This is a genomic window from Clostridia bacterium (genome assembly GCA_028698525.1).
In the GTDB taxonomy this organism is placed as follows: domain Bacteria; phylum Bacillota; class Clostridia; order JAQVDB01; family JAQVDB01; genus JAQVDB01.
Window position 1 is genome coordinate 35,612 of record JAQVDB010000012.1, and the last position, 6,395, is coordinate 42,006.

The window sequence follows — 6,395 nt, forward strand, 5'->3', positions numbered from 1 at the left end:
TAATATGTTGTTTACCGCTGTTGCATTGAATCCATCAATAGATAAGATGATTATAGTAAATAATTTTAAAGTCAATGCTACCAATAGAATATCAGATTCTAGAATTGACCCCAGTGGCAAAGGAATAAATGTAGCTAAAGTTGCAAAAACTTTAGGTGAAGATACTTGCTGCACAGGATTTTTATTTGATTCAAATGGAAACATGTTTGAAGAGGATTTACGTAAACATGGGATAAAGACTGATTTTGTATGGTGTTCAGGAGAGGTTAGAACCAATATAAAAGTAGTTGATCCTGAAAATAATACAATGACCGAAATAAACAATGCAGGTCAGCGAGTTGGACCATCTGATATATTGAAAATAAAGCAAAAAATAGAACAATGTGCCCAAAAAAGTTCCATAGTGATCTTTTCCGGAAGTCTGCCTCCCGGTACAGATAAATCCTTGTACAGAGAATTGATAGAGATATGCAATAGACAAGGTGCAAGGGTGTACTTGGATACATATGGAGAAGCGCTTAAGGAAGGCATAAAAGCAAAGCCCTTTGCGGTAAAGCCAAATACTTTTGAGCTAGAGCTCACTGTTGGGGAGAAATTGAATGATGAGAAAGATATAGTGAGAGGTGCAAAAAAGCTTATTGATATGGGATTAAGTTGTGTATTAGTGTCTAGGGGCTCTAAAGGTTCTATTGCATTGTATGATGAAAAGGTGTATAAGATACCCCCTATAAATGTTCCGGTAAAGAGCAGCGTTGCGGCAGGGGATTCTTTGTTGACAGGGTTTGCTATAGGGATGAAGCGTACCATGGACTTTGAATATTCACTTAAGCTGGGAACTGCATGCGCTACCTCTTGTGTAATCAAAGAAGGGTCAAAAATTTGCACCCCGGAAGAGGTAGAAAAATATTTTGATATGGTAGAAATAAATCAAATTTTTTAAACGAGAATAATCTCCTTCTATTAGGAAAAATTAATTACAAAAACTGATGGAAGGAGATTTTTTATATGCAGGAAAAGGATTATCAAATAAAAGATCATATCAGGTTGAAAAGAAAGGACACTGGCTATGAAGAGTTAATTGCTGATAAAACCAGATATGGTGAATTTATTTCCTCATTTCATAATTGGTTGGGTTTTGAAGGATTGAATGAGAGAGCTGAACATATGCAGAATATATCCAACAAAGCAGACCAAAACTATGAAGGAGATGATTAACTAGCAATTATCAGAAATAGGGCAAAAAACCTTGATGACGTATTATATTGAGCGTATATTGCCGAGAATGAGGTGTATAATCTCTTCATTTTCGGCAAGAAATATAATATAATCAATATAAGGTCAAAGAAGGTCAAAGTCTAATCAGGGGTGATATTGTGGCAAGGTTAAGTGATCAGATAGAGAATTTTTTAAAAGAGCTATTTAAAGATGCTGAAAATAGCATTCTTGAAATACAAAGGAATGAATTGGCAGAGTATTTTAATTGTGCTCCTTCTCAAATAAACTATGTATTGGCAACTAGGTTTACATTGGATAAGGGCTACTATATAGAGAGCAGGAGAGGCGGAGGGGGATTTATAAAGATTGCAAGATTGGATATAGATGATGATGATTATTTGCTCCATCTTGTTTCTAACAGGATAGGGGCAGCAATTCCTCAAAATGCAGCAATTCAAATAGTAGAAAGTTTGTATGAGCAGGAATTGATAACAGAAAGAGAGATGCACATTATAAAATCAGCAATTACTGATAAGGCTATAAATGCTCCTTCAGCTATAAAGGATAATATACGGGCTGGTATACTAAGAAATGTTTTAATTTCTATCATGTCATTTTAAACTCAGTTAAGTTGGGAATATATTATTTGAGGAGGTTTTAAATATAATGTATTGTGATAAATGCAAGAAAAATGTTGCTACAGTTCATTATACTAAGATTATAAATGGACAGAAAACTGAAGTACATTTATGTCAACAATGTGCTAAAGAATCAGGAGAATTTGCTTTGTTTACTCCTTTTTCAATAAATGATTTGCTATCGGGTTTTTTGGATGCAGGCTATGACTCACAATTGGATTATGGATATACAAGTACTATAAAATGTGAAAGTTGTGGTATGAGTTATGACGACTTTAAAAAACATGGGAGGCTGGGATGTAGCGATTGTTATGCTTCCTTTGATAGCAGATTGTTGCCACTTATCAGAAAGATACATGGCAATGTTCAGCATATAGGAAAAGTGCCAAGAAAAGCTGGGGATCATGTAAGATTGAAAAGAGAAAGGACTAGTTTGAAGAACAAGCTTCAGGAAGCAATAAAGAAAGAGGAATTTGAAAAAGCGGCTGAGATAAGAGATAAAATAAAGGAAATTGAAAGCAGATTAAATGGTTAACTGGAGGGTTATGTTATGAATAACTGGTATGAGATATCAGGACCAGATAATGATGTGGTGTTGAGTACTAGAATCAGGCTGGCAAGGAATTTAGATGATATTCCGTTTCCTATTATGATGGATGATATTACAGCCCAGCAAGTAATAGAAAGATGCTGGCAAGCATTGGATAATGGAGACCAGGATTTTAAATTATTAAGAATTAAAGATTTAAATGATATACACAAGCAAGCTTATATTGAAAAACATATTTCCAGTCCCGATCTGATGGAGAATCCCAAGAGGTCAGCGTTAATATTAAAGAATGATCAGGAAACATGTGTTATGGTGAATGAAGAGGACCATATAAGAATACAAAGCCTGATGAGTGGAATGCAGTTGCAGAAGGCTTGGAAGCTGGCTGATGCATTAGATGATCAAATGGAGGAAAGGTTGAGTTATGCTTTTACCGAGAAATTAGGATATCTTACCGCATGTCCTACTAATGTAGGTACAGGCATGAGAGCATCAGTGATGGTACATTTGCCTGCACTTACAATGACAAACTATATAAGGGGTATATTGCATACTGTAAGCAAGATAGGCTTAGCTATCAGAGGTTTATATGGTGAAGGTAGTGATGCCTTTGGGAATATATACCAAATTTCCAATCAGATTACAATCGGTCAATCAGAAGGGGAAATCATAAATGATTTATCTGTTGTGACTTCTCAAGTGATTGAAAGGGAGAGAGCAGCTAGGAAGGTGCTGATGGCTAATAAAAAATACGAGTTTCAGGATAGGTTGTATAGATCCTACGGTGTATTGGCTAATGCTAAAATAATGACATCGAGGGAATTTTTAGAGTTGATGTCGAATGTGCGTATGGGAGTAGAATTAGGTATCATCGATAAAGTGGATATAAATACATTGAATAAACTCATGTACGAATTACAGCCGGCCAATATACAGATTTTGGCGGGCAAAGAATTGAATGATAGGGAAAGAGATTTTTATAGGGCAAGTGTTTTAAATGAGAAATTACAATGAAAAATATAAATAGATTGGAGGAATATTAATGGGGATGTTTGCCAGGTTTACTGAAAGGGCACAAAAGGCTCTTGTATTATCACAACAGCAAGCCAAAGATTTAGGACATAATTATGTAGGCACAGAGCACATACTTCTCGGACTTTTAAAAGAAGGCGGAGGAATAGCAGCACAGGTCTTAAATGGAATGGGCGTGAATGCTGATAAAGTGAGACAAGAATTGGATAAGGTTATAGGTAAGGGTGACTACAATTTCGATGAAAGATTTGGATATACCCCCAGAAGCAAGAGAGTGCTGGAATTGAGTTTCAGGGAAGCTATGGGTTTGGGGAACAACTATATTGGTACCGAACATATTTTGCTTGGGCTGATACGTGAAGGAGATGGAGTAGCTGCAAGGTTGCTTATAAATATGGGAGTGGATTTGGAAAAGGCAAGACAAAAGGTTATAGAAATGCTCAAACATCAATCAGGAAATTCCGCTGCAGATGGTAGGGCTGAAGAAAATTCTACTCCAACTTTGAAACAGTTTGGACGGGATCTCACTGATCTTGCAAGGGAAGGAAAGATAGATCCTGTAATAGGCAGAGAAAAGGAAATAGAAAGAGTTATACAGGTTTTAAGTCGACGGACTAAGAATAATCCTGTGCTATTAGGGGAGCCCGGAGTAGGGAAGACGGCCATTGCCGAAGGGCTCGCTCAAAAGATTGTGGACGGCGATGTACCTGAGTTATTAAAAGGGAAAAAAGTTGTCACATTAGATCTTGCATCTATGGTAGCAGGAGCAAAATATAGGGGTGAATTTGAAGAGCGGCTTAAAAGTGTGATGGCAGAGATAGTAAATGCAGGGAATATAATATTATTCATTGATGAAATGCATACTATAATAGGCGCTGGTGCTGCCGAAGGTGCTATAGATGCATCAAACATATTGAAACCTGTACTTGCGAGAGGAGAATTGCAGGCTATAGGGGCTACTACCCTAGATGAATATAGGAAACATGTAGAAAAAGATGCTGCATTAGAGCGAAGATTTCAGCCTGTAATGGTAGGAGAACCTTCAAAAGAGGAGACTGTTGAGATATTGTATGGGCTGAGGGACAAGTATGAGGCTCATCACAAGGTGAGATTTACAGATGAAGCCCTCAAAGCCGCCGTTCAATTATCTGATAGATATATTTCGGATAGATTTTTACCTGACAAGGCTATAGATCTTATAGATGAAGCTGGTTCAAGGGTTAAACTCAAAATGGTTACAACTCCTGATGGGTTGAAGAAATTGGAGGACCAACTGGAACGATTAGGGAAAGAAAAAGAAGAGGCGGTTACGAGCCAAAACTACGAAAAGGCTGCTCAAATAAGAGACCAAGAGAAAGATATAAAAGATAAAATAGAACAAGAGAAAAATAAATGGAAAAGCGATTCTGAAAGTGACAAGGCCTGTGTTGATCGAGAAGAGATTGCTAACATCGTTTCAAGCTGGACCGGGATACCTGTAAATAAGTTGACACAGGAAGAGAGCCAGAGGCTATTGAATATGGAAAAAGTTTTACATGAGAGGGTAATCGGACAGAAAGAAGCGGTGTCGGCGGTATCAAGGGCGGTAAGAAGGGCTAGAGCAGGCTTGAAAGATCCCAATAGGCCTATAGGCACTTTCTTGTTTCTGGGTCCTACAGGGGTAGGCAAAACAGAACTGTGTAAAGCACTTGCAGATGTGATGTTTGGTGATCAAGATGCTATGATAAGAATAGATATGTCCGAGTATATGGAAAGACATAGCGTTTCAAGATTAGTAGGTTCACCCCCTGGATATGTAGGTTATGAAGAAGGAGGGCAATTGACTGAGAAGGTGAGGAGAAAGCCTTATTCGGTTGTGTTGCTGGATGAGATTGAAAAGGCTCACCCTGATGTATTTAATATATTGCTCCAGATAATGGATGATGGAAGGTTGACTGACGGTAAGGGTAGGACAGTTAATTTCAGAAATACAATTGTAGTAATGACATCAAATGTAGGTGCACATACGATAAGGAAACAGAAGACGTTAGGATTTACATCGCCAGATGATGAAAAGCAAAATGAATATGAAAAAATGAAAGAGAACATAATGGATGATCTTAAAAAGACGTTCAGGCCTGAATTTTTGAACAGAGTGGATGAAATAATAGTATTTCATCAGCTGGACGAGGTTCATTTGAGGCAGATTGTAGATCTAATGTTGAAGGAAGTCATGAGCAGGCTTAAAGCAAAAGATATATATCTTGATGTGACCAAAAAAGCAAGAGAATATCTTGCAAAAGAAGGTTTTGATCCAGTTTATGGAGCTAGGCCTCTCAAGAGAGCGATACAAAAGAAGATGGAAGATAGCTTATCAGAAGAGATACTTGCAGGGAATGTAAAATCGGGAGATAAGGTATTAGCGGATTATATAGATGGGAAACTAGTGTTTAAGCAAAAGCAGATGATGACAGCAAATAAATAATTAAAAGGATTCTATATATAGAATCCTTTTAATTATTCTTGCTTGGGCATCTTGATTGATTTTATAGTATAATTAAAAACTCCTCCAGGAGCATTTACAGTCACAAGTTCTCCATTTTTTTTAAAGAGCAAGGACCTGCCTACAGGAGATAAATATGACACATGGCCATTTTGTATATTATCTTTATAAGGACCTACTACTGTGAAAGTAAATGATTCTTTGGTATCTAAATCTTCAACCTCAACTTCACTTCCGATGATTACGAAAGGACAGATATTTTGGTCTTCTGAAGAATTAGAAAATTCTGCAGCCAGAGAATCCAATTGCCTTAAATAGCCGCTGATGAAGACTTCAAACTTATGTCTTTGCTCTGAAGGCTCCGGAAAGTATTCTTCTATAAGTTCATCTTTTTGATTTTTTACATTTTGTAGGTGAGCATCAAAGTCCACCATTTAGCTTCCCTCACTTTAAAATATTAAATAAATATTATGGGCAT

General features: G+C 37.0%; 7 protein-coding genes. 6 read left to right on the top strand and 1 reads right to left on the bottom strand.

The window, feature by feature from the left end; translation table 11 throughout:
• Positions 1-4: 4 nt before the first annotated feature.
• The 6 genes from pfkB (at position 5) to PHP06_02925 (ending at position 5,899) form a co-directional block, all read left to right on the top strand.
• A complete protein-coding gene (pfkB, locus tag PHP06_02900) occupies positions 5-940 on the top strand; it encodes a 1-phosphofructokinase (GenBank protein ID MDD3839497.1) in 936 nt (311 codons plus the stop codon).
• A gap of 65 nt (positions 941-1,005) precedes the next feature.
• Positions 1,006-1,215 (top strand): hypothetical protein, encoded by a 210-nt coding sequence (locus PHP06_02905; GenBank protein MDD3839498.1) that lies wholly within the window; start codon positions 1,006-1,008, stop codon positions 1,213-1,215.
• Between the two features lie 158 nt (positions 1,216-1,373).
• Complete coding sequence (locus PHP06_02910) at positions 1,374-1,835, top strand: CtsR family transcriptional regulator (GenBank protein MDD3839499.1); 462 nt, start codon at positions 1,374-1,376, stop codon at positions 1,833-1,835.
• Between the two features lie 46 nt (positions 1,836-1,881).
• Positions 1,882-2,388: a UvrB/UvrC motif-containing protein gene (locus PHP06_02915; GenBank protein ID MDD3839500.1), complete on the top strand. Its 507-nt coding sequence runs from the start codon at positions 1,882-1,884 to the stop codon at positions 2,386-2,388.
• 15 nt (positions 2,389-2,403) lie between these two features.
• Positions 2,404-3,417 carry a protein arginine kinase gene (locus tag PHP06_02920; protein ID MDD3839501.1) on the top strand — a complete coding sequence of 338 codons (1,014 nt, stop codon included), beginning with the start codon at positions 2,404-2,406 and terminating at the stop codon, positions 3,415-3,417.
• Between the two features lie 28 nt (positions 3,418-3,445).
• A complete protein-coding gene (locus PHP06_02925) occupies positions 3,446-5,899 on the top strand; it encodes an ATP-dependent Clp protease ATP-binding subunit (GenBank protein MDD3839502.1) in 2,454 nt (817 codons plus the stop codon).
• Positions 5,900-5,931: 32 nt separating this feature from the next.
• Here PHP06_02925 and PHP06_02930 read toward each other — a convergent pair whose 3' ends face one another.
• The gene (locus PHP06_02930) at positions 5,932-6,351 is read right to left on the bottom strand and encodes a GreA/GreB family elongation factor (GenBank protein MDD3839503.1); all 420 of its coding nucleotides are present in this window, start codon (positions 6,349-6,351) and stop codon (positions 5,932-5,934) included.
• Positions 6,352-6,395 lie beyond the last annotated feature (44 nt).